Raw genomic sequence first — 22,294 nt, 5'->3', positions numbered from 1 at the left:
ATCGATATGATCGGAGGATGACCACCCGAGTTGATGTGTTGCTGCGAGTGCTGCTCGCCGGTATGGTGCGCGACGAATCGATCTTCGACGGCCAGCGCCACGCCGACCGGTACACGAACACCGCCATCGGTGCGCTCGGGGTCGGCGCCGTTCTCGCCGTGGGCGGCTTCGTCTCCTTCGTCGTCGGCCAGGCGTCGTCATCGTCGGCTGAGGTCATCTGATGGCGATCGTGATCAACCTCGACGTGGAGCTGGCCAAACGCAAGATGTCTGTCACCGAGCTCGCCACCGCCATCGACCTCGCCGTGGCGAACGTCTCGATCCTCAAGAACGGGCGTGCGAAAGCCATCCGGTTCACGACCCTCGACGCCATCTGCGACGTGCTCGGCTGCCAGCCGGGCGACATCCTGAGTTACGTGCCAGACGCATGACCCCGAACCCCAGGCCGGCTCGTCTCACCGGTGTTGTCGCGGGCGCAGTCGCGGCCGCGCTGTGGATGCTCGCCAACGGCCTGAACGTCGCAGTGACCTTCAACAGCACCCTGCCGACGGCTCTCGCGAACCTGGTGTTTCCGGCCGCCGTTCGCTCGGTGACGTGGGTCTCCGATCCGCCGTGGAATGTCGTCACCCCGATCGTCTCTGCGCTCGCGGTCGGTACCGTGGTCGCCCTCAGCTCGCGTGCGATCCGGGATGCCGGCACAGGGCACGGGCCCAGCCGCCTCATCCGGTTCCTCGCTGCCTGGTTGCTCGCACTGCTCTCAGCAGGCCTGGTGGGTTTCGCACTCGCCCTCGGCCAGACCTTCCACGACTGGCCGCCGAGCCGACTCTGGACAGCCTTCGACGGGTTTCCTGACGTCATCGAAGCGGCCGTGCTGTGGGGTCTCGTGTGGGGATGGATACCCGCCCTGCTGATCTCGCGAGTGCCTTCCGACACACTGCAGCCTCGTCCATCCACCCCGAACGGCGTCGTGCTCCGCCGCCGTGTTCGCGGGGCGGCCGCCGCGGCGATCGTACTCGCGGTCGTCGTCGTCTCCTCGTCGCTCACCGGATACACGGTGCCGACCGACCCGTCAGAGCCGCTTCCGACGGTGCAGCCCACCGGCCCCGCGGTTCCTCTGACCGCAGACGGATCACCCGCGGTCGATCCGCAGTGGTGCAGCGACGACCAGCTCACCGTCGAAGCCGGAGCGACCGACGGGGCAGCCGGGCACCGTACTCTCGGCCTCATCGCGACCAACCGCGCAGGCGTCGACTGCGTACTCGACGGATACCCCGACATCGCTTTCGCCGATGCCGACGACTTCCTCCTCACGATGCACGTCGTGCACGGCGGATCCTTCTCGACCGACGATGCCGGCCCGACCCCGATCACCCTCAGCGGCGGCCAATCGGTGATCGCCCGCCTCGGATGGGACGCCCAACCCCGAGACCCCGACCACACCGTCGCGTACATCCACATCGCCCCCTACCCCGGCGCCGAGCGCGTGCCACTCCCGGTCAGCGTCGATCTCATCCAAGACGCCGACGTGGCCGTCACCGCGTGGGCGAGCTACACCCCGGTTCCGGCCGACTGAGTCACCCGGGCAGCCACCCGCTCGGAACGAATGAGCACGATCGCCACCGGTCTGATCGGCCCCAGCACAGCGAGCCCGGCCTGAACCGGGACGGGCACCGGAGGTCGCGACCTACGATCCGCGGTGTCGCTGAAGGTGTACGTCTACTCCTTCACCCAGATCTACTGCTGAGCAGGGCGCCCCTGCTGCGACTCGAGCTTCGGCGGCCGAGCACACCAGCGTCAGACGGCCGTCGAACGCTGTGCTATGTTTTTCGCACAGATCCCGTCCCGGGCCGTCACAGCCAGGGATCCCACTGCGTGCCGTCTTGCGACGCGGTGGATTATGGACTTCCCTACGGTCACCGCTCGCCCAACCGAGAGCGATCATCATGACCGATACATCTTCTGTTCATCCGCGTGCTTTCCACCTGTCGTGGTTCCTCAACTACGGGGTCGACGAGTGGAACGATCCGTGGGCATCCGGGGGTGGCAACCTGGATGGCAGCTTCTATGTCGATGTCGCGCGCATGCTCGAGCGGGCCGGTTTCGACTTCGTTCTCATCGAAGACAAGGTCGCGATCAGTGAGACCTACGGCGGTTCGCGTGACCACGACCTGAAGCATGCGCTTGCGCCGAAGCTCGATCCGGCGCCGCTGGCCACGTTGATCGCAGCGGGCACCGAGCGCCTCGGCGTGGTGCCCACGCTCTCGACGAGCTTCTACCCGCCCTACCTGTTGGCCCGCCTCACCTCGACCATCGATCACATCTCGCACGGTCGCGCGGGCTGGAACATCGTGACGTCTGGCGAAGATCTGGCCGCGCGCAACTTCGGTCTCGATGCTCTGCACGAACACGACCATCGGTACGAGCGGGCCGAGGAGTACGTCGAGCTCGCCAAACAGCTGTGGGATTCGTGGGAGCCCGACGCGATCATCCGGGACCGCACGACGAATACCTACGCGGACCCGTCGAAGGTGCACGCCATCGACTTCGAGGGGCACTTTCATCGCAGCCGCGGGCCGTTGAACACGGCGCGGTCGCCGCAGGGGCGGCCGGTGCTGTGCCAGGCCGGCGCTTCGCCTCGGGGACGAGCGTTCGCGGCCCGGCACGCCGACGTGATCGTCGCGGTGGCCGTCAGCCCCGAGGAGATGCGGGAGTTCCGCGACGACATCCGAGCCCGCGTCGCCGCCGAGGGCAGGCATCCCGACACCTGCAAAGTGCTGTTCATCGTCGCGCCCATCATCGCCGACACAATGGAGGAGGCCAGGGCGAGGCAGGATCGCCTGCTCGACAACCCGCAGTTCGCCGAACGGGTGCTGGTGATGATCTCGTCGATCAGCGGAGTCGATTTCTCGCAGTTCGACCTCGATGCGCCGGTTCCAGACGACGTACGAACCAACGGTGAACGCGGATCCCTCGCCCAGTGGCTGCGCAAGGGTGCCGGCAAGACGCTCCGCGAGCACGCCAGGCGTGGCCTCGACGACGGTGTCGAACTGGTCGGAACCGCGGCCCACGTCGCCGCCCGCATGGGTGAGGTGATGGAGATCGCGGGTGGAGACGGCTTTCTCATCACCAGCCCGGTCAACCGTCTCAACAGGCGCTATGTCATCGAGATCACCGAGGGTCTCGTACCCGAGCTCCAGCGGCGCGGGCTGGCCCGCACCGAGTACAGCTCGCCCCTGTTCCGCGACAATCTGCTCGCGTTCTGAGGCGGCAGGCGATGGATGCCCGACTCGACCCTCGGCTCACCGACCTCGACGCCGCCCGCTTCACCGCTCATCTCAACAACCTCAACCGAGGCCTGCCTGTCGGCCGGGACGCCGGGGTGGATGCCACGCGGAAGCGCCTACGGATAGCCCGGGATGCCGACACGGCCGACGTCACCAGCAACGACATCCAGATCGCGTGCGGCGGGCGCGGACTTCGCCTGCGCGTGTACTCGCCCGCCACGAACCCGGGTGGCAGCATCCTGTTCTTCCACGGCGGTGGATGGATGATGGGCGACCTCGACACGAACGACACCCTGTGCCGCGAGCTGTGTATGCAGGCAGGAGCGTCGGTCGTCAACGTCGACTATCGGCTGGCGCCCGAACATCCCTACCCGGCCGCGATTCACGACGGGGTCGCCGCCCTGCGATGGCTCGCCTCGGGCGCCGACGGGCTGGTTCGCGGCGCCGATCGCATCGCCGTGGCCGGGCACAGCTCTGGTGGCAATATCGCTGCGGTGCTGGCGCAGCTCGCCGCCGCGGGCGAGGCGCCGAGAGTCGTTCACCAACTGCTGCTGTGTGCCGTTCTCGACAGCGACACCACCCGCGACTCGTATCGCGAGAACGCCACGGGGCTGCTGATGACCACCGCAGAAATGGAGTGGTATTGGGAGCTCTACTGCCCTGACCCGCATCGGCGCACGGAGCCCGCCGCGAGCCCGCTTAACAGGGCGAACCTCAGCGGGCTGGCGCCCGCGACGATCGTGGTCGCCGAACATGACACGCTGCGCGACGAAGGTCTCGAGTACGCCGGTCGACTCCGGGCCGCTGGGGTACCCACCCACACCATCTTCATCCCAGGGGTGCCCCACCTCTTCATCACGTTCCCGCCGATGCCCAGCCGTGACCGCGCAATCGCGCAATCCGCCGGTCGACTGAAGGAAGCACTCGCCAGTCCCGATGGGAGTTGACCGGATCAGGGGATCGGCGCAGCCCCGCGAGACTGTTGGTGTCAGAGCATCTCGAGCGCAACCGGGCGGGTGGGCGGCGGGAAGGCGCGATCCAGCAACGCGAGGTCGGCGTCGCTCAGCCGGAGGTCGCGGGCACCTGCGTTCTCGCGCACGTGGGCGGCGGTCGATGCCTTCGGAATCGACAGCACCGAACCGCTCCGCATCGTCCAGGCCAGCGCGACCTGCGCCGGCGTCGCGTCGAGTGACCGGGCGACATCGGCGAGCGCGGTATGACCGACCAGTCGCCCCTGCTCCACCGGCGAGTAAGCCATCACGGGCATCCGCACTGCCTCGGCCCACGGCAGCAGATCGAACTCGGGGCCGCGGCGGGTGAGGTTGTAGAGCACCTGGTCGGTCTGGCAGCCGGGCGGCAGCTCGGCAAGGTCGGTGGCGTCGAGGTTGCTCACGCCCCACGCCCCGATCGAGCCGTCGGCGACGAGCGTTTCGAAGGCCGCCACGGTCTCCTCGAGCGGGTATCGACCGCGCCAGTGCAGCAGGTACAGGTCGAGGCGGTCGGTGTTCAGGCGGCGAAGGCTCGCCCGGCATGCCTCGACGGTTGCCTTCGCCGAGGCGTTCGAGGGCAGCACCTTGCTGACGAGGAAGACATCGTCGCGGCGACCGCTGATGGCCTCGCCGACGAGCTGTTCACTGCGGCCGTTGCCGTACATCTCGGCGGTGTCGATCACGGTCAGGCCGAGGTCGATGCCCGTACGGATCGCCCTGAGCTCTTCGTCGCGGGTGGCAGGTGAGTCGCCCATGTGCCACGTGCCCTGGCCGAGAGACGGTACTTCGCTGCCGTCGGGGAAGGTGATCATGCCGTCAACGCTACGCCCAGACCGCAGGCCCCGAGCTCGTTATACACGGGTGATGTCGCGCTCACAACCCCCGCGGAGGTGTTGTGACAGAACGGGCCCGTGCAGCGACCAGTAGGAGACACGTTGCATCGGCGGCGAAGCGATCTTCGGATGGCTGTCTGAGAAGAGAAGAGAGAACGATGATCGACACGAACAACGTCAATGAACTGATCGGCGCCACCGTCTACGGCAGTTCCGACGAGAAGATCGGCACCGTCGGCCAGGTGTACGTCGCCACCGACACGCAGGCCCCGCTCTGGGTGACAGTCAAGACCGGACTCTTCGGCACGGGTGAGAGCTTCGCCCCGCTCGAGAGCGCAACATACGACGGCGATGCCCTGCGCCTGTCGTACGAGAAGGACTTCGTCAAGGATGCTCCCCGCATCGCCGACGACGGTGCGCTCAGCCAGGAAGAGGAGAACGCGCTCTACGCCTACTACGGCAACGGCGGCAACGGCCGCAACGGCGCGTCCGTCGAATCCGAGACGCCGGTGAACACCCAGGTCGGTCACGACACCTCGGGGCCCACGACCGACGACGCGATGACGCGTTCTGAGCAGCAGCTCCACGTGGGAACAGAGAAGGTCGAGGCGGGCCGCGCGCGCCTGCGCAAGCACGTCGTCACCGAGATGCAGACCGTCACCGTGCCGGTCAGCCACGAGGAGGTCACGCTCACGCGCGAACCGATCACCGAGGCGAACATCGGCGACGCGACGGCCGGCCCTGATCTCAGCGAAGAGGAACACGAAGTAGTGCTGACGCAGGAGCGCGTCATCGTCAACAAGGAGACCGTTCCGGTCGAGCGCGTCGCCCTCGGCACTGAGACGGTCACCGAGCAGCAGCAGGTGACCGAAGAGGTCGCACACGAAGAGATCGAACTCGTCGACCCGACGGTCACCGAGGCCGGCACCCGCAACTGATTCACCCCGGCTGCCGGCGGGAGCCCTCGCCCCCGACGGCAGCCGACCACCCCTCACCCCTCACCCCTCAACCTGAAAGGCACTCCCCGTGGATTTCCCCGCAACACTGCAGAACGGCCTCGCCGCCGTCATCGCCTTCGTTCCCCTCCTCCTTCTCGCCCTGGTGATCCTGATCGTCGGACTGATCGTCGCGAAGGTGATCCAGAAGGCGATCAGCAAGCTGCTCACCCGCGTCGGCTTCGACAGAGCCGTGGAACGCGGCGGCATCAAGCGAGCCCTGGAACGGTCGAAGTTCGACGCGTCAGACATCGTCGCGAAGATCGTCTACTACGCTCTCGTTCTCTTCGTTCTTCAATTCGCGTTCGGCGTCTTCGGGCCGAACCCGATCAGCGACCTGCTCGCTGCGATCATCAGCTACATTCCCAGGATCATCGTCGCGATCATCATCGTGATCATCGCCGCAGCGATCGCCGCCGCCGTGAAGACGCTCATCCAGGGAACCCTCGGCGGCTCGTCGTACGGCAAGATCGTCGCGAACATCGCCAGCATCTTCATCCTGTTCCTCGGCGTGACTGCCGCACTGAACCAGGTGGGAATCGCCGACACGGTCACCACGCCCATCCTGATCACGGTGCTCGCGATCATCGCGGGCGTGCTCATCGTCGGGGTCGGCGGCGGACTCATCAAGCCCATGCAGGCACGATGGGATGCCTGGCTCCACACCGCCGAAGCCGAGGCACCGAAGGTCGCCCAGAAGATCGACACCGCGCCGAGCGTCTCGGAACAGGCCAAGCAGGCCGCCGCTGACGTGAAGAGCGCAACGCGACACAGCTGACGGTGATACTGGTCCCCGCGGGGGCGCGGGGGCCAGTATCGTTCCGCCTACCCCTCGGATGGGGACAGTATCGTTCCTTCGCACCCGTCGGATAGGGTCAACATCAGAGACGTCCCCGTCGCTACCGAACGGTACACGGGTGGGAAAGGCTGCAATGGTTTCGCTTCCCGGACGCGACTCCCTCAGCGACGCCGACGACCGCACCATCGCCAGCCGGGCGGCTGACGGCGACATCCGCGCTTTCGAACTGTTGATGCGCCGCTACGGCTCGCTCCTGAGGGCGTACGCTGCGCGTATCGTCAGGCCGTCTGACGCCGACGACGTCGTGCAGGAGACCTTCGTCACGGCGTGGCAGGATCTGCCCGATCTGGCGAACCCGGCCTCGGTTCGTTCGTGGCTCATCACGATCGTGACCCGCAAGAGCATCGACCGGCTCCGCGCCGAACGCCACCACGACTCGATCGACGACCACGACGTCGCAGACTCCGCTCCGGGGCCGGAGGGTGCGGCATCCGCAGAGTCTCTGGATGAGGCGCTGTCGCAAGCCCTGTCTACCCTGCCGGAGGACCAGCGACGGTGCTGGGTGCTCCGGGAGATCGCTGGGTATGGTTATAACCAGATCGCAGATGAACTCGACCTGCCTGTCTCGACAGTGCGCGGGCTCCTCGTACGCAGTCGGAAGACGCTCGTTCGCGAGATGGAGGCCTGGCGATGAACGACAACACCCCTCAGCCTTCGAACCCGTCACCGCTCGATGATCTCGACGGGCACACAGTCGAAGAGCTCAGCGACTATCTCGATCGCGGGCGAGAACCACGTGATCCCGCAATCGAATCATCCCCGGCAGCGCAGCATGCCCTCGCCGCTCTCAGTCGCCTCCGCTCCATCGCGCCCCGCGTCATCGACGCCGACGCCACCTTCTTCGCGCCCAAGAACGACAACTGGATCTCGCGCATCCTCGACCAGATCGGCGTGCAGGCGCACGCCGGGCGCGACATCCCTCTTCCGCACGACGTACACGGCGCGAACCTCTCCATCTCCGAAGGGGCCGTGCGTGCGCTCGTACGAGAAGCCGGCGACGAGACAGACGGGCTCATCGTCGAGCGAACCCAGCTCGACGGTGACGTCGAAACACCGGGTGCACCCGTGGCGATCCACGTCGTCGTCTCCACCCTCGAAGGCGCCGAGCCCGCCCAGGTCACCGCTCACTTCGAGCGACTCGTGCGTGAGGCGGTCGCAAGGCACACGCATCTCAGCGTCACGAGGGTGACGGTGCGCGTGCACGACACCGAACTGAGCGACGAAGACGCAGACGAGGCGGCAGAATGAACGACGAAACCGAAGACGATCTTCCCACTCGACTGACCCGACTGCTCCGGAACGTCGACGGTGTGCACACCGTCTACGCCACCAAACCACTCATTCCCGCGCTCGCCAGCGCCGTCGTCGAAGCCGTGCGCAACGATCCCGTCGGCATGCATCTCGTCAGCGTCAGCGAGAAGGCAGAGGGCGTGACCATCACCGCCTGCATCGGTATCTCCACCGACGAGCCGGCGCCCATCGTCTGCCGGCGCGCGCACGACGCTCTGCGCAGCTACTTCACCGACAACAGCGAAGCGCCCCCCACCTCCATATCGGTGAAGATCGGCCGCGTCGGCTGAGCCGTCGCATCCGCCTGAGCGCCAACCCAATGATTCATCGCCTTCTCCAGTGCGGCGATGCCTTCCTCGGGTTGCTGCGTGTCGGTCGCCCAGGCGATGATCCCGTCGGGTCGGATGAGGATGCCGGTCGTCGCTCGGTAGGCATCGGGGCAGTCGGCCGCGGGTGCGGTTTCAACCACGCTCACCACACGTTCCGACCAGGCAGCCGCGGTGGCGGCGAGAGCCCCGCCGAGGCGGTCGAGCAGCACGAAACGGCCGGTGTGGAAGCGGTCGGCGAGTCGCCCGCCCGCCGACAGGGGAGTGTCTCCGATGAGTCGACCCAGGAGCGGGTGCTGGGGCGCGTCGACTCCGGCGTCATCGAAGTCAGGGAGGTCGTATCTCTGAGCCACGCCTGAAGTGGTGAGCACGAGGCGTGTGGTGGTCACGCTGTTCGACAGCAGATCCTGTTCCACGACTCTGCGCAGCTGGATCGTCTTGTCGTCGCCTCGCATGAGGGCGACCTGGGCCCTGGTCCAGTCCAGAACCTGCGCGCCGATCGGATGCCGCTCTGTCGTGTAGGTGTCGAGCAGACCTTCTGGCGCCCAGCCGTCGATGGTTGCGGCGAGCTTCCAGCCGAGGTTGATGGCGTCTCCCGCGCCGAGGTTCAGCCCCTGCCCGCTGAACGGGGAATGCACGTGGGCAGCGTCTCCGGCCAGCAGCACTCGGCCGGACCGGTAGGTCGCTGCCTGGCGCGCATTGTCGGTCCATCGGGTCGCTGCGCCGTGGAGGGCGCGCACCGTCACGTCGTGGCCTGTGACGAGGCGAATGCTGGCCTGCAGCTCCGCCTCGGTCACCGGCTGGTCACGCAGGGCGCGGTCGGGTGCGCCGGTGAACTGCACGGTGAGAATACGGCCGGGAATCGGCCCGAGACTGTAGACGCCGGTGGGGGTGTGATTCCAGCCACGCCCCAGCCCCTCAGTGCCCTCCAACTCCGCGATGGCCTGATAGCCGGTGATCTCCGGATCTGTGCCGTCGAACCCGATGCCGGCAAACCGACGCACGCGACTGCGGCCGCCATCTGCGCCCACCACCCAGCCGACGCCGATCACACCGCCGCTGGTCACGAGCAGCTTGCCCATCTCGACCCCGTCGTCGTCGAACAGCGTGTCCATCCCCGTCAGCTCGACGCCGCGCTCGACCGTGACCCCCAACGACGCCAGGCGTGTCTCGAGTAGCGACTCGACCTCGCTCTGCCGCACCATCGTCGACCCGCCGGCGCCCGCGTGCGCAGTGATCTCGGGATTGTGCTGGTCGAGCAGGTCGGGGCGAAAGAAGAGCCCGGCGAAGTGGCCCGCAGCAGGGAATGACGCACGAGCGCCGACGGTCGAGCGGCCACCCATCGGGGGCAGGGGCGTTCCGTTCGCAACGGCGAACGCCGTGAGTTCTTCGACGAACCGCTGCTGGGCGGCCCGCGCAGCCGGCCGCGGGCCACGCCGATCCAGTATCTCGGCGGTTGCGACGTTGATGGAGCCCGCCTTGATCGTTGTGTCTGGCGCCGCGTGACGGTCGAGTACGACCACGCTGACTCCGGCGCGAGCCAGTTCGGCCGCGACAAGGAGGCCCGTCGGCCCGGCGCCGACGACACCCACCTGAAAGTCGATGTGCGGCTGGGCCTGGCCCGGGGCAGAGGAAGTGTCGAACATCATGTCGTCTCCAGAATCTATCGCCGATTGATTATTTCTCCAGCGAACTTATCACCGATAGAGTTTGCAAGATGACGAAGGTGAACAAACAGCAGGTGGTCGACGAAGCACTGGCCCTGCTCGACGAAGTGGGCCTCGACGGCTTCAGCACCAGGCGCCTCGCGCAACGCCTCGGCGTGGAGCAGCCGACCCTCTACTGGCACTTCAAGCGCAAGGAGGACCTTCTGACTGCGATGGCCGAAGCCGCCCTGGAGCCCCTCGGCGCCATCGCGCTGCCGTCGCCCGGCGACGACTGGCAGCAGTGGTTCATCGAGAACTACCGCAGCTTTCGCCGAATCCTGCTTCAGCACCGCGATGGGGCACGACTTCACGCCGGAACGTTCCCGAATGCCGAGGGCTTCGACCGCTTGTCGCGCAAATTCGCCTTCCTCGCCGAATCCGGTCTGCCAGAGCAGGATGCTCGCCTGGCGATGCTCACCGCAAGCCGATTCACCATCGGCAGCACCCTCGAGGAGCAGTCGCATCCGGGAGCCGAGGTGCCGGACGACGCACCCGCCATCGATCACGACAAAGCGTTCGAGGAGGGTCTCCGTCTCCTCGTCGACGGCTTGAATCGCCGCCACTGATATTCGCCCGACGCACCGGCCGGCTGGCCTACGACGTTGCAGACCGCCAAACCGTTCGAACACGGCCAGAATGCGTTCTACATCTCCCTTCGCGGCAGCGACGCCGACGAGATCCGCGCCCAATAAGACGAGCTCGCAGAGGGAGCAACGGGGAGTCAGGGGGCGTGGCGCACGCCGGCCGTGTTGCTCAGGCTGGTTGACTGGTGCGGTGATCCGGCAAGCGCGCGTGGCAGACATCGACACGATGATCGAGATCGAGGATGCCGCGAACGAGATGTTTCGGAGCATCGGCATGGCGGATGTCTCTGATGACCCGTTCCCGACCGTCGAGTATGTCGCAGCGTCTGTCGCCGCCGGCGCCGCCTGGGTGCACGCCGACGACGGCCGCGTCACGGCGTACCTGTTGGCGGAGCGGCTGGATCGTCGTGCTCATATCGAGCAGGTCACCGTTCATCCCGACTGTGCTCGAAGAGGCATCGGCGCGGCGCTGATCCGGCACGCCGCCGAGTGGGCTGTCATCGAGGGTCTGGATGGCCTCAGCCTCACGACATTCGCGCACGTGCCATGGAACGCTCCGTACTATCGACGGCTGGGGTTCGTCGAACTGCGGGAGCCGCAGTGGACAAAGGGTCTGCGCCACCGCGTTGAGCTCGAAGCGCGTCGTGGCCTCACTGACCGCGTCGTCATGGTCATCTGAACGAGCGTGGTCACGCAATGACCCCCCGGCGTATGCGAACCGGCGCAGCGGGCACGAAAAAGCCCTACTCCAAGTAGAAGCCTCGAAGTAGGGCAGTGGCTCCGACCGGCATCGATCCGGTGACCTTTCGATTTTCAGTCGAACGCTCTACCAACTGAGCTACAGAGCCGAAGGGGCGAACCCCTCCAGAGGCCGAAAAACCCTTCCCGAGGGAAGGGCATCGAACCTGTGCGACCCTGACCGGACTTGAACCGGCGACCTCCGCCGTGACAGGGCGGCGCGCTAACCAACTGCGCTACAGGGCCATGCGTGTGAAGTTGTGTTGTTGTCGAACCCGGGAGTGCGGCCCCAGAAGAGCCTACCCTACGTGGATCGTGACCCCAACGGGATTCGAACCCGTGCTACTGCCGTGAAAGGGCAGCGTCCTAGGCCGCTAAACGATGGGGCCGTTTTGACAACTCAACGAGTATGCCACATCCGGGTGGCGAACGTCGAATCCGCAGCCACCTCGAATTAGGGTTGCTCACACGACTGGGGCCGACGGATGCCCGTTCCCACCGATCGACAGGAAATGCCGCTGTGACCAACCCCTCCGCCCCGCCGACAGCGCGCCGCCGCGCACCCCACGGGGTGCCTCGCCGCCCCTCACCCCGGGCGCCACGGCTGAGGCTCACCCTGCGCGCGGCCGCCGTCAGCGTCGCCCTCGTTCTGGGTGACGCGCTGACCGGCGGCGAGGCCTCGGCGGCGGAATACCCGAGCTGGGACGACGTGCTCAGCGCCCGCTCGAGCGAGGCGACGAAGCAGGGCGAGGTCACGCGCATCCAGGGCCTGATCGCGGGCCTCGAGGCCGAGACGATGGCCGCGCGCGCGGTAGCCGAGCAGCGTGGCGCCGAGTACGAGCTCGCCCAGATCGCGTTCGACGCCGGTGCCGCGCAGAGCCAGCTGCTCGAGCAGAAGGCCGCGGCCGCGGCGACGGATGCCGCACAGAACCGTGAGCGCGCCGGAGCCATCGCCGCACAACTCTCCCGCAGCGCCGGCTCGAACCTGTCTTCTGCGCTGACGGGTGACAGGGCGAACGCCGACGACCTGCTCTACCGGCTCGGCGCGCTCAGCAAGCTCACCGAGACGACCTCGCAGTTCTACGAGTTGGCCGAGCAGAGCCGCAACGCCGCGGCGACGCTCTCAGCCCAGGCGGACGTGGCGGAGGCGGCGCTCGCCGTGTTGCGGGCCGAGGCCGAGGAGGCGCTGGCACGGGCATCCGAGGCCCAGCGCGAGGTGGAGGCCTCGCTGGCCGAGGAGCTGGGCCGGCGGGTCGAACTGGCGGCCCAGCTCGACGTTCTGACGCAGAACCGCGCGGCCACCGAGGCCGACTACCAGGCCGGTGTGCTCGAACGCAAGCGCATCGCCGACGAGGCCGCACGCGCCGAACGGGAGGCGCGCGAGGCGGCAGCCCGGGCCGGCGGGGGAGGAGGCGGCGGCAGCGAGGTGTACTTCTCGGGCTCAGGCGGCCAGGGCTGGAGCAGCCCGCTGCCGAACGCCCGCGTCGCCGACGAGTACGGCAACAGGCTGCACCCGATCGACCGGGTGTGGCGGCTGCACGCGGGTATCGACCTGGTCAGCCCGGGCGGAACGTGCGGCGCCAACGTCTACGCGGCAGCGGCGGGCACGGTCACCTTCGCCGGCTCGAACGGCGGCCTCGGCAACGCCGTGACCATCAGCCACGGCGGCGGCCGCACCACGGTGTACGGCCACAACACCACGCTCGTGGTGCGCTCGGGCTGGAGCGTGGTCGAAGGCCAGCTCATCGCCAAGGCCGGCACGACCGGTGCATCGACCGGATGCCACGTGCACTTCGAGACCCGCCTTAACGGGGTGGCGCAGAACCCGCGCGACGTGCTGGCGCAATACGGCTCCGGCTTCTGAGCGGTCGCGCGCGTTTGCGCGCTAGTTCGGCATATCCGCGCCACTTCGAACTGGCGCGGATCTGCCAAACTGGCGCGGATCTGCCGACCCTGCGCGGGCGGGCGGGCCCGCGAGCTAGTGAGCGCCCTCGTCGGCGAGCTTGGTGATGCCGTTCTGGATGATCTGCTCGGCGTCGTCGGCCGAACCCCAGCCCTCGGTCTTGACCCATTTGCCGGGCTCGAGGTCTTTGTAGTGCTCGAAGAAGTGCTCGATCTCGCTGCGCAGCTGCTCGGGAATGTCGGAGACATCCTGAATCGAGGCCCAGCGCGGGTCTTTCGCCGGCACGGCGATGACCTTCGAGTCGATGCCCGCCTCGTCGCTCATGTTGAACACGCCCACGGGGCGAACCTTCACGCCGACACCCGGGTAGACGGGGTACTCGAGCAGCACCAGCACGTCGACGGGGTCGCCGTCGAGGCCGAGGGTGTTCTCGAAGAAGCCGTAGTCGGTGGGGTAGACGAACGAGGTGAAGAGCACGCGGTCGAGGTACACCCGCCCGGTTTCGTGGTCGACTTCGTACTTGTTGCGGCTTCCCTTGGGAATCTCGATGACGGCGTCGTAACTGGCCATGACGAACGTGCTCCTTATGACTGTGTGCTCGTGTGAGTGTGTGCTCGAACTGCAATAACGTTACTGGATGCACCCCGACGCCCGCCGATCGCGGCTCACCCCGGCGATGGCCGATGTGCGCCGCGCTGTGCGTGAGCTGCTTGCCGCGGCGTTGCCGCTCGACGACGCGCAGGCTCCGGATGCCCGGCTCGTGCTCGTCGGCCTGAGTGGTGGCCCCGATTCCCTCGCCCTGGCAGCCGCCCTCGCCTTCGAGGCGCCGCGCGCGGGCCTCACCGCCGGCGCCGTCGTCGTCGACCACGGGCTGCAGGCGGCATCGGCCGGGGTCGCGGAGCACGCGGCCGAGCAGGCCCGGCAGCTGGGTCTCGACCCGGTGATCATCGAGACCGTCACCGTGTCGACTGGTCGGGGCGCGGCAGGCGCTGGTGCATCCGGCGGCGGGCACGAGTCCGGGGGAGGCGCCACGGGCGGCCCCGAGGCGGCAGCCCGTGCCGCTCGGTACGCCGCCTTCGAGCGTGTGCAGGCGTCGACCGGGGCGAGTCACGTGCTGCTCGCCCACTCGCTCGACGACCAGGCCGAGACGGTGCTGCTGGGGCTGGCGCGCGGGTCGGGGCCGAGCAGCCTGAGCGGCATGAGCCCGGTCAACGGGCCGTACCTGCGGCCGCTGCTGGGCATCCCGAGGCGCACGCTGCACCAGTCGCTCGACGACCAGGGCCTCGAGGCCTGGCACGACCCGCAGAACGACGAGCCGGCCTTCACCCGGGTGCGTGTGCGCCAGACGGTGCTGCCGCTGCTCGAGAGCGAACTGGGCCCCGGGGTCGCCGAGGCACTGGCGCGAACGGCCGAGCTGCTGCGCGAAGACGACGAGGCGCTGGATGCCCTGGCCGCCGAATGGGCGACCGAGATCGTCGAGCACGCCGAGGCCGGCATCGCGATCGACGTGCACGGGCTGGCGTCGAACCCGCCGGCGCTCGCGCAGAGGATCATCCGATACGTGGTCGCCGCAGAGTTCGGCACCACCCTGTCGCGCGCCCAGACCCTCGCGGCCCTGCGGCTCGTGACCGACTGGCGGGGGCAGGCCGGGGTCGACCTGCCGGGCATCCGGGTCACCCGTGTCGGCGCGCAGCTGGTGTTTGCGCGCCGTTCAGCATGAACGCGCCACTCGACATGAGGAGGCGCCGCCCGCGCCGGGATACGACCCCGTGCTGCGTATCTCATGCTGACCATCGCACGCTGAGGCGCCCGGCGGGGTTCGCTAGGCTGGCGGCATGGATTCACGTGACGTCGAGGCCGACCTGTCGAACATTCTGATCACCGAAGACGAGATTCACGCGAAGATCGCCGAGCTCGCCCGACGCATCGAGGCCGACTACGCCGGCCGCGACCTGCTGCTGGTCGGTGTGCTCAAAGGCGCGGTGATGGTCATGGCCGACCTGGCGCGCGAACTGCACCTGCCCGTGAGCATGGACTGGATGGCCGTGAGTTCGTACGGCAACAGCACGCAGTCGAGCGGTGTGGTGCGCATTCTGAAAGACCTCGACAGCGAGCTCGACGGTCGCACGGTGCTGATCGTCGAAGACATCATCGACTCGGGGCTGACGCTGTCGTGGCTGCTGGCCAATCTGCGCTCACGCGGCCCGGCGTCGGTCGAGGTGTGCGCGCTGCTGCGCAAGCCTGACGCAGTGAAGATCGAGCTCGACGTGCGATACGTGGGCTTCGACATTCCGAACGAGTTCGTGGTCGGCTACGGCCTCGACTACGCCGAGAAGTACCGCAACCTGAAAGACATCGGGGTGCTCTCGCCCCACATGTACTCCTGACCGTGTTCGCTGGTTGGGTGGGCGCGCGGGGGGGCCGTATGGGAACCCGGGTTCGGGCGTGGGGGTTTCGATACGCGCGGCTGCGCCGCGCTACTCAACCGGCGGCGCGCTAGTCGACCGGCGGCGGGCTGCTCAAACGGCGGTCGCGGCGGCGGGACGGACGGGTCAGGCCACGCGGGTCAGGCGGCGGCCGTCGCCGCGTCGGCCTGGCGGTCGTTCTCGCGGTGCTGCTCGGCCGAAGCGTGCGCAGCGTGCAGCGTGGCCTGAACCGAGGCCTTGCGCTTGAACAGCAGCGCCGCCATGATGGCGCCGGCGAGGAAGAACGCCGATGCGCACCAGTACGCCACGTGGTACCCGTTCACCGCAGCCTGTGCGGCGACCGCCGCCTGGGCCGCCGGCGTGGTCGCCCCGGCGATGTTCGAGGTGATGTAGCCGGTAACGGCGGTGGCGACCAGCGTGTTCAGCAGCGCGGTGCTGATCGAGCCGCCGACCTGCTGGCTGGTGTTCACCATGGCCGATGCCACACCGGCGTACTGGCGGTCGACGCCGAGCGTCGCCGTCTGGATCGACGCCGGCATGATCGTTCCCATGGCGAGCCCCATGAGCATGAGGGGCGGCAGGATGTTCGCGGCGTACGTGCTCGACAGGTCGAGTTGTGTCATCCACGCCAGCGCAGCCGAGGCCATCACCATGCCGATCGGCACCAGCACCTTCGGCCCGAACCGCGGAACGAAGATGTTCGTGCCGAGCTGAGCGGCCAGCACGAGGCAGGCGATCATCGGCAGGAACGACAGGCCCGTGGTGATGGGCGAGAACCCCAGTGAGGTCTGCAGGTAGTAGGTCAGAAAGAGGAAGACGGCGAACATGCCCGACCCGGCGACGAACACCGACAGGTATGACGCACCGCGGTTGCGGTTCAGCACGATGGTGAGGGGCAGCAGGGGGTGCTTCGCGCGCTGCTGCCAGAGCACGAAGGCGATGAAGAGGATGCCGCTGGCGACCAGCATGCTCCAGGTCCAGAAGTCGCCCCAGCCGTTGGTCTCGGCGTTCGAGAACCCGTAGACGAGCGCGAACAGCGCGCCGGATACGAGCAGGGTGCCGGGAACGTCGAGCTTCGGGCGCTCACCGACCCGCTTGCCGAGCGCCGGCACGAAGATGATGGCGCCGATGACGGCGATGATGGCGAAGAAGACGTTGATGTAGAGGTTCCAGCGCCAGCTGAAGTCTTGGGTGAGGTACCCGCCGAGCAGCAGGCCGACGGCGCCGCCGGCACCGGCGATGGCGCCGAAGACACCGAACGCGCGGGCCCGCTCCTTCGGAATGGTGAAGGTCGTGGTCAGCACGGCCAGCGCGGTCGGCGCGAGCAAAGCTCCGAAGACGCCCTGCAAAGCACGGGCCGCGACGAGCGTGCCGAAGCTGTCGGCCGCGCCGCCCAGCGCCGAGGCCGCGGCGAACCCGATGAGGCCGATGATGAAGGCGCGCTTGCGGCCGATGAGGTCTGACACGCGCCCGCCGAGCAGCAGCAGGCTGCCGAACGCCAGCGAGTAGGCGGTCACCACCCACTGCCGGTCGCCGTTCGAGAAGCCGAGGTCGGCCTGTGCCGCGGGCAACGCGATGTTGACGACGGTCGCGTCGAGCACCACCATGAGTTGTGCGAGGGCAACGGTGGCCAGGGTGAACCAGCGACGTGACGATGCGGTCTCAGCCGCCGTTTTCTCCGACATGTTTGATAGCATATACGGTACTCACCAGTTTCGGATCTTAGAAGTTTCTGAAAGTGGAGGAGTTTTTCGCAGACGTTCCACACAGAAAGGCAGCCGCTGTAATGACGCAGATCGACGCCGCCGAGCTCACTCTCGCAGACACCTCCGACACTGCTCCCAAGCTCGGTCGCAAGCGCGACCACACCCGTGACCCCGAGATTCTGGATGCCGCACTCGACGTGCTCGCCGAGACGGGCTACGACGGCATGACCATCGACATGGTCGCCGCCCGCGCCAAGGCCGGCAAGGCGACGCTGTACCGCCGCTGGCCATCCAAGGCCCACCTCGTGCTCGACGCGGTCGCCTGCATGAAGCAGAGCGCCTACGAAGAGGAGTCACTGCCCGACAAGGGCACCCTGCGTGGCGATCTGGTGGCGATGATCAAGCCGCACTCGATCGAAGACGGCGAACGCAAGCTGCAGATCATGGCCGGTGTGATGTCGATGCTGTCGCGCGACCCCGGTCTGGCCGACGTGGTGAACGCCGCGATCGTCGAGCCACGGGCATCCGTCAACCGTCTGTTCATGAAGCGCGCCGTCGAGCGTGGCGAGATCTCGGCCGATGCCCCCATCGAGCTGCTCGCCCTGATCTCGCCGTCGATGGCGTCGTATCGCACGCTCATCACCAAGAAGCAGGTCGACCGCGACTTTCTCATCTCGATCATCGACGGGGTGATTCTGCCGGCACTCGGCATCGACCCGAAGGCCTGACGGGCCGCACGAACGACGAAAGCCGTCCCGCGAATGCAATCGCGGGGCGGCTTTCGGTTTGCCTGGTTACGCCTAGTGCGCGGCCACCAGAGGCAGGTCGTCACTGGCGTCTTCGGCCTGCGCCGTCGCGTGGGCGGCGTGTGCCGTCGCCGTGACCGTCGAGCGGCGCGTGTAGAGCAGAGCGGCGATGACCGCTCCGACGGCGAAGAACAGGGCGCCGTAGGTGTACGCCGTGTTGTAGCTCGCGATCGCTGCGTTCGAGACGACCTCGGCCGAGGCCGGGAGGTGCGACGTGACGTAGCTCGTCGCCGCCGTTGCAGCGAGCGTGTTGAGCAGCGCGGTGCCGATCGAGCCACCGACCTGCTGGCTGGTGTTCACGCTGGCGGAGGCGACTCCGGCGAACTGGCGGTTCACGCCGAGGGTGGCGGTCTGCATTGCGGCAGGCATGATCGAGCCCATCGCGAATCCGAGCACCAGCAGCGCCGGCAGGATGTTGCCCACGTAGGAGCTGTTCACATCGAGCCTGGTCAGCAACAGCATCCCGACCACGCCGATCACCATGCCGATCGGAACCATGAGCTTCGGGCCGAACCGCGGCACAAAGATGTTGGTCGACAGCTGCGCCGAGATGACGAGCATGATGATCATCGGCAGGAACGCGGTGCCGGTCTGAATGGGCGAGTAGTGCAGCGAGACCTCGAGGTAGTACGTCACGAAGAGGAAGATGCCGAACATGCCCGCACCGGCGATGAGCACCGAGAGGAACGAAGCGCCGCGGTTGCGGTCGAGAACGACGGCGAGGGGGAGCAGTGGATGCTTCGCCACACGCTGCCAGAGCACGAACGCGATCAGCAGCACACCGCTGGCCACGAGGAAGCCCCAGCTCGAGAACGAGCCCCAGCCGTCGGTCTCGGCATTCGAGAAGCCGAACACCAGCGAGAACAGGCCGGCCGACACGAGGATGGTGCCGGGGATGTCGAGCTTCGGGCGCGGCCCGGTGCGTGCGACGGTGGTGAGGAAGATCACCGCGCCGATCACCGCGATGATGGCGATGAAGACGTTGATGTAGAGGTTCCAGCGCCAGTTGAAGTTCTCGGTGAGCACACCGCCGAGCAGCAGACCCACGGCGCCACCGGCACCGGCGATCGCTCCGAACACACCGAAGGCCCGCGCACGCTCCTTCGGAATGGTGAAGGTCGTGGTCAGCACGGCGAGGGCGGTGGGGGCGAGCAGGGCTCCGAACGCTCCCTGCAGGGCGCGGGCGGCGACCAGGGTGCCGAAGCTGTCGGCGGCGCCACCGAGGGCGGAGGCGACGGCGAACCCGATCAGACCGATGATGAAGGTGCGCTTGCGACCCATAAGGTCGGAAAGGCGGCCGCCGAGCAGCAGCAGGCTGCCGAAGGCGAGGGAGTAGGCGGTGATGACCCATTGGCGGTCGGCGTTGGAGAAGCCGAGGTCGGCCTGGGCGGCGGGGAGGGCGATGTTGACGACAGTGGAGTCGAGAACGACCATCAGCTGGGCCAGGGCGACGACGCTGAGCGTCCACCACCGGCGAGAAGAAGCGACGGATGCTGCGGGAGATGGTTGAGACATAACCGCAACTCTATACGGTACTGTCGAGTTTCGGAAATGAACAGTTCCTGAATTTACCCGACGGAAACATACGGCCGGAGCCGACTTGATACTCAGCTCTGGACGCAACCGGCCCTGGCCGCCGTTCATTCCCGGCCCGGCCGGATCGGCCGGCGACTCGCATAAGGAGCGTCGGTTAAGCCCACGGGGAACACGCAGGGCACGCCCAGTCGCGCCCGGGTAACCTTAGCCAGTACGTGGTGACCAGAAAGGTGCCGGTTTTGCCTCAAGAACCGAAGAAAGACATGAGCCTCAGACGCATTTTCCGGTCTCCGATTCCGTATATCATCCTGGGCGCGATCGCGCTGTGGATCGGTTTCGGCCTGATCACGGGCTCTGGCTTCCAGCAGATCTCCACCCAGCAGGGGCTGCAGTACCTGAAAGACGGCAAGGTCTCTGAGGCCCTCATCGTCGACGGCGAGCAGCGCGTCGACCTGACCCTCACCTCGCCCGACGCCAAGTACGGCTCGAAGGTGCAGTTCTACTACGTGGCCCCCCGTGGCACCGAGGTCATCGACGCCGTCACCGCGGCTGCGCCCGCCGATGGGTTCAACGACCAGGTTCCGCAGACGAACTGGTTCGTATCACTGCTCGGAATCCTGCTTCCGGTCATCCTCATCGGCGCCTTCTTCTGGCTCATGCTCTCGGGCATGCAGGGCGGCGGCAACAAGGTCATGCAGTTCGGCAAGTCGAAGGCGAAACTCGTGTCGAAAGACACCCCCAAGGTGACGTTCCAGGATGTCGCGGGCAACGACGAGGCCATCGAAGAGCTCGAAGAGATCAAAGACTTCTTGAAAGACCCGTCGAAGTTCCTGGCGGTCGGAGCACGCATCCCCAAGGGCGTGCTGCTCTACGGCGCCCCCGGTACCGGCAAGACGCTGCTCGCCCGCGCCGTCGCGGGGGAGGCGGGCGTTCCGTTCTACTCGATCTCGGGTTCTGACTTCGTCGAGATGTTCGTCGGTGTCGGCGCGAGCCGTGTGCGCGACCTGTTCGAACAGGCGAAGCAGAACTCGCCCGCCATCATCTTCATCGACGAGATCGACGCCGTGGGCCGTCACCGCGGTGCCGGTATGGGCGGCGGCCACGACGAGCGCGAGCAGACCCTCAACCAGTTGCTGGTCGAGATGGACGGCTTCGACGTCAAGACCAACGTCATCCTCATCGCGGCGACGAACCGCCCCGACATTCTCGACCCCGCCCTGCTGCGCCCGGGCCGCTTCGACCGCCAAATCGGCGTCGACGCCCCCGACCTCAAGGGCCGCCAGCAGATCCTCGAGGTGCACGGCCGCGGCAAGCCCCTGGCTGCCGGCGTCGACCTCGAGGTGCTCGCCCGCAAGACGCCCGGGTTCACCGGCGCCGACCTGGCGAACGTGCTGAACGAGGCCGCGCTGCTCACCGCCCGCTCGAATGCGCAGCTGATCGACAACCGCGCCCTCGACGAGGCCGTCGACCGCGTCATGGCCGGCCCGCAGCGCCGCACGCGCATCATGCGCGACAAGGAGAAGCTGGTCACGGCCTACCACGAGGGCGGCCACGCCCTGGTGGCGACCGCCATGAACTACACCGACCCGGTGACGAAGATCACGATCCTGCCGCGAGGCCGTGCCCTCGGCTACACGATGGTGCTGCCGCTCGAAGACCGCTACTCGGTGTCGCGCAACGAACTGCTCGACCAGCTCGCCTACGCCATGGGCGGCCGTGTCGCCGAAGAGGTCGTCTTCCACGACCCGACCACGGGTGCGTCGAACGACATCGAGAAGGCCACGTCGACGGCCCGCAAGATGGTGACCGACTACGGCATGAGCTCGCACGTCGGTGCGGTGAAGCTCGGCAGCTCGTCGGGTGAGATGTTCCTCGGCCGCAACATGGGCCACGAGCGCGACTACTCCGACAGCCTGGCCGAACAGGTCGACGCCGAGGTGCGCGAACTCATCGAGGCCGCGCACGACGAGGCCTGGCAGGTGCTCAACGACAACCGCGACATCCTCGACCGCCTCGCCACCGAGTTGCTCGAGAAAGAGACCCTCGACCAGCACGAGCTGGCAGAGATCTTCAAAGACGTGCGGCACCTGCCGCCCCGTCCGCAATGGCTGTCGAGCGAGAAGCGCCCCGTCTCGTCGATTCCGCCGGTGGAGTTCGTGAAGGCCAAGCTGCCGATCGACCTCGGTTCGACCGACGGCGGCATCACGAGCGAGCCGGAGCCCGAGGCCAAGCCGAAACGCGCGCCGCAGAGCACGCCACGACCCGCAACAGCCTGACCCGCGCTTCGGCGGCGGTTCCGGCTCAACCTACCGAC

Annotated in this window: 22 protein-coding genes and 3 tRNA genes; 17 read left to right on the top strand and 8 right to left on the bottom strand. The window is 67.3% G+C overall.

Annotated features, from left to right (window positions below; translation table 11 throughout):
* Positions 1 to 17: 17 nt before the first annotated feature.
* The 5 genes from V3W46_RS07760 (at position 18) to V3W46_RS07740 (ending at position 4,230) form a co-directional block, all read left to right on the top strand.
* Positions 18 to 221 (top strand): hypothetical protein, encoded by a 204-nt coding sequence (locus V3W46_RS07760; RefSeq protein WP_331782519.1) that lies wholly within the window; start codon positions 18 to 20, stop codon positions 219 to 221.
* Entirely contained in the window at positions 221 to 430 is a 210-nt protein-coding gene (locus tag V3W46_RS07755) for a helix-turn-helix domain-containing protein (protein WP_331782518.1), read from the top strand. Before V3W46_RS07760 ends, V3W46_RS07755 begins: the two co-directional genes overlap by 1 nt.
* Entirely contained in the window at positions 427 to 1,572 is a 1,146-nt protein-coding gene (locus V3W46_RS07750) for a DUF4232 domain-containing protein (protein ID WP_331782517.1), read from the top strand. Before V3W46_RS07755 ends, V3W46_RS07750 begins: the two co-directional genes overlap by 4 nt.
* Before the next feature lie 370 nt (positions 1,573 to 1,942).
* On the top strand, positions 1,943 to 3,262 hold the full coding sequence (locus V3W46_RS07745) for an NtaA/DmoA family FMN-dependent monooxygenase (RefSeq protein ID WP_331782516.1): 1,320 nt from the start codon (positions 1,943 to 1,945) through the stop codon (positions 3,260 to 3,262).
* An 11-nt stretch (positions 3,263 to 3,273) separates the two neighbouring features.
* Entirely contained in the window at positions 3,274 to 4,230 is a 957-nt protein-coding gene (locus V3W46_RS07740; protein WP_331782515.1) for an alpha/beta hydrolase, read from the top strand.
* Between the two features lie 41 nt (positions 4,231 to 4,271).
* On the opposite strand, the gene V3W46_RS07735 is transcribed toward V3W46_RS07740, so the two are convergent.
* Positions 4,272 to 5,084 (bottom strand): aldo/keto reductase, encoded by an 813-nt coding sequence (locus V3W46_RS07735; protein ID WP_331782514.1) that lies wholly within the window; start codon positions 5,082 to 5,084, stop codon positions 4,272 to 4,274.
* Positions 5,085 to 5,263: 179 nt separating this feature from the next.
* Here V3W46_RS07735 and V3W46_RS07730 point away from each other — a divergent pair, with 179 nt between their 5' ends.
* The 5 genes from V3W46_RS07730 (at position 5,264) to V3W46_RS07710 (ending at position 8,539) form a co-directional block, all read left to right on the top strand.
* Positions 5,264 to 6,043, top strand: a complete 780-nt coding sequence (locus V3W46_RS07730) for a PRC and DUF2382 domain-containing protein (RefSeq protein ID WP_331782513.1) — start codon at positions 5,264 to 5,266, stop codon at positions 6,041 to 6,043.
* Between the two features lie 88 nt (positions 6,044 to 6,131).
* Positions 6,132 to 6,878 carry a mechanosensitive ion channel family protein gene (locus V3W46_RS07725; protein WP_331782512.1) on the top strand — a complete coding sequence of 249 codons (747 nt, stop codon included), beginning with the start codon at positions 6,132 to 6,134 and terminating at the stop codon, positions 6,876 to 6,878.
* A 154-nt stretch (positions 6,879 to 7,032) separates the two neighbouring features.
* Positions 7,033 to 7,593 carry an RNA polymerase sigma factor gene (locus tag V3W46_RS07720; protein ID WP_331782511.1) on the top strand — a complete coding sequence of 187 codons (561 nt, stop codon included), beginning with the start codon at positions 7,033 to 7,035 and terminating at the stop codon, positions 7,591 to 7,593.
* Complete coding sequence (locus V3W46_RS07715) at positions 7,590 to 8,207, top strand: hypothetical protein (protein ID WP_331782510.1); 618 nt, start codon at positions 7,590 to 7,592, stop codon at positions 8,205 to 8,207. The genes V3W46_RS07720 and V3W46_RS07715 overlap by 4 nt, the downstream gene beginning before the upstream one ends.
* Entirely contained in the window at positions 8,204 to 8,539 is a 336-nt protein-coding gene (locus V3W46_RS07710; RefSeq protein ID WP_331782509.1) for a hypothetical protein, read from the top strand. Before V3W46_RS07715 ends, V3W46_RS07710 begins: the two co-directional genes overlap by 4 nt.
* On the opposite strand, the gene V3W46_RS07705 is transcribed toward V3W46_RS07710, so the two are convergent.
* Complete coding sequence (locus V3W46_RS07705) at positions 8,473 to 10,224, bottom strand: FAD-dependent monooxygenase (RefSeq protein ID WP_331782508.1); 1,752 nt, start codon at positions 10,222 to 10,224, stop codon at positions 8,473 to 8,475. The two genes, V3W46_RS07710 and V3W46_RS07705, sit on opposite strands and share 67 nt — an antisense overlap.
* A 68-nt stretch (positions 10,225 to 10,292) precedes the next feature.
* Between V3W46_RS07705 and V3W46_RS07700 the strand changes: the two genes are divergently transcribed.
* A complete protein-coding gene (locus tag V3W46_RS07700; RefSeq protein ID WP_331782507.1) occupies positions 10,293 to 10,847 on the top strand; it encodes a TetR/AcrR family transcriptional regulator C-terminal domain-containing protein in 555 nt (184 codons plus the stop codon).
* 208 nt (positions 10,848 to 11,055) lie between these two features.
* Entirely contained in the window at positions 11,056 to 11,544 is a 489-nt protein-coding gene (locus V3W46_RS07695) for a GNAT family N-acetyltransferase (protein WP_331782506.1), read from the top strand.
* Positions 11,545 to 11,640: 96 nt separating this feature from the next.
* Here the strand turns inward: V3W46_RS07695 and V3W46_RS07690 are convergent.
* The 3 genes from V3W46_RS07690 to V3W46_RS07680 all read right to left on the bottom strand — a co-directional run bounded on the left by V3W46_RS07690 (position 11,641) and on the right by V3W46_RS07680 (position 11,992).
* Positions 11,641 to 11,713 (bottom strand) — tRNA-Phe (locus tag V3W46_RS07690).
* Positions 11,714 to 11,775: 62 nt separating this feature from the next.
* A tRNA-Asp gene (locus tag V3W46_RS07685) sits at positions 11,776 to 11,849 on the bottom strand.
* Positions 11,850 to 11,919: 70 nt separating this feature from the next.
* Positions 11,920 to 11,992: transfer RNA gene (locus tag V3W46_RS07680), tRNA-Glu, on the bottom strand.
* 131 nt (positions 11,993 to 12,123) lie between these two features.
* Between V3W46_RS07680 and V3W46_RS07675 the strand changes: the two genes are divergently transcribed.
* On the top strand, positions 12,124 to 13,467 hold the full coding sequence (locus V3W46_RS07675) for a M23 family metallopeptidase (protein ID WP_331782505.1): 1,344 nt from the start codon (positions 12,124 to 12,126) through the stop codon (positions 13,465 to 13,467).
* A 114-nt stretch (positions 13,468 to 13,581) separates the two neighbouring features.
* On the opposite strand, the gene V3W46_RS07670 is transcribed toward V3W46_RS07675, so the two are convergent.
* A complete protein-coding gene (locus V3W46_RS07670; protein WP_331782504.1) occupies positions 13,582 to 14,076 on the bottom strand; it encodes an inorganic diphosphatase in 495 nt (164 codons plus the stop codon).
* Positions 14,077 to 14,143: 67 nt separating this feature from the next.
* On the opposite strand from V3W46_RS07670, the gene tilS reads away from it, so the two are divergent.
* Together tilS and hpt are read left to right on the top strand one after the other, a co-directional pair.
* Positions 14,144 to 15,226: a tRNA lysidine(34) synthetase TilS gene (tilS, locus tag V3W46_RS07665; RefSeq protein ID WP_331782503.1), complete on the top strand. Its 1,083-nt coding sequence runs from the start codon at positions 14,144 to 14,146 to the stop codon at positions 15,224 to 15,226.
* 115 nt (positions 15,227 to 15,341) lie between these two features.
* Positions 15,342 to 15,893, top strand: coding sequence for a hypoxanthine phosphoribosyltransferase (gene hpt / locus V3W46_RS07660; RefSeq protein ID WP_331782502.1), 552 nt, complete (start codon positions 15,342 to 15,344; stop codon positions 15,891 to 15,893).
* Between the two features lie 179 nt (positions 15,894 to 16,072).
* On the opposite strand, the gene V3W46_RS07655 is transcribed toward hpt, so the two are convergent.
* Positions 16,073 to 17,617, bottom strand: coding sequence for an MFS transporter (locus V3W46_RS07655; protein WP_331782501.1), 1,545 nt, complete (start codon positions 17,615 to 17,617; stop codon positions 16,073 to 16,075).
* 101 nt (positions 17,618 to 17,718) lie between these two features.
* Here V3W46_RS07655 and V3W46_RS07650 point away from each other — a divergent pair, with 101 nt between their 5' ends.
* Complete coding sequence (locus tag V3W46_RS07650) at positions 17,719 to 18,366, top strand: TetR/AcrR family transcriptional regulator (protein WP_331782500.1); 648 nt, start codon at positions 17,719 to 17,721, stop codon at positions 18,364 to 18,366.
* A gap of 72 nt (positions 18,367 to 18,438) precedes the next feature.
* On the opposite strand, the gene V3W46_RS07645 is transcribed toward V3W46_RS07650, so the two are convergent.
* Positions 18,439 to 19,959, bottom strand: a complete 1,521-nt coding sequence (locus V3W46_RS07645; protein ID WP_331782499.1) for an MFS transporter — start codon at positions 19,957 to 19,959, stop codon at positions 18,439 to 18,441.
* A 284-nt stretch (positions 19,960 to 20,243) separates the two neighbouring features.
* Here V3W46_RS07645 and ftsH point away from each other — a divergent pair, with 284 nt between their 5' ends.
* A complete protein-coding gene (gene ftsH, locus V3W46_RS07640; RefSeq protein WP_331782498.1) occupies positions 20,244 to 22,256 on the top strand; it encodes an ATP-dependent zinc metalloprotease FtsH in 2,013 nt (670 codons plus the stop codon).
* Positions 22,257 to 22,294: the final 38 nt, after the last annotated feature.

Source organism: Subtercola sp. YIM 133946 (assembly GCF_036553535.1).
Lineage (GTDB): Bacteria > Actinomycetota > Actinomycetes > Actinomycetales > Microbacteriaceae > Subtercola.
The sequence above is the reverse complement of the archived record's forward strand: the minus strand, read 5'-3'. Positions and strand labels throughout refer to the sequence as shown.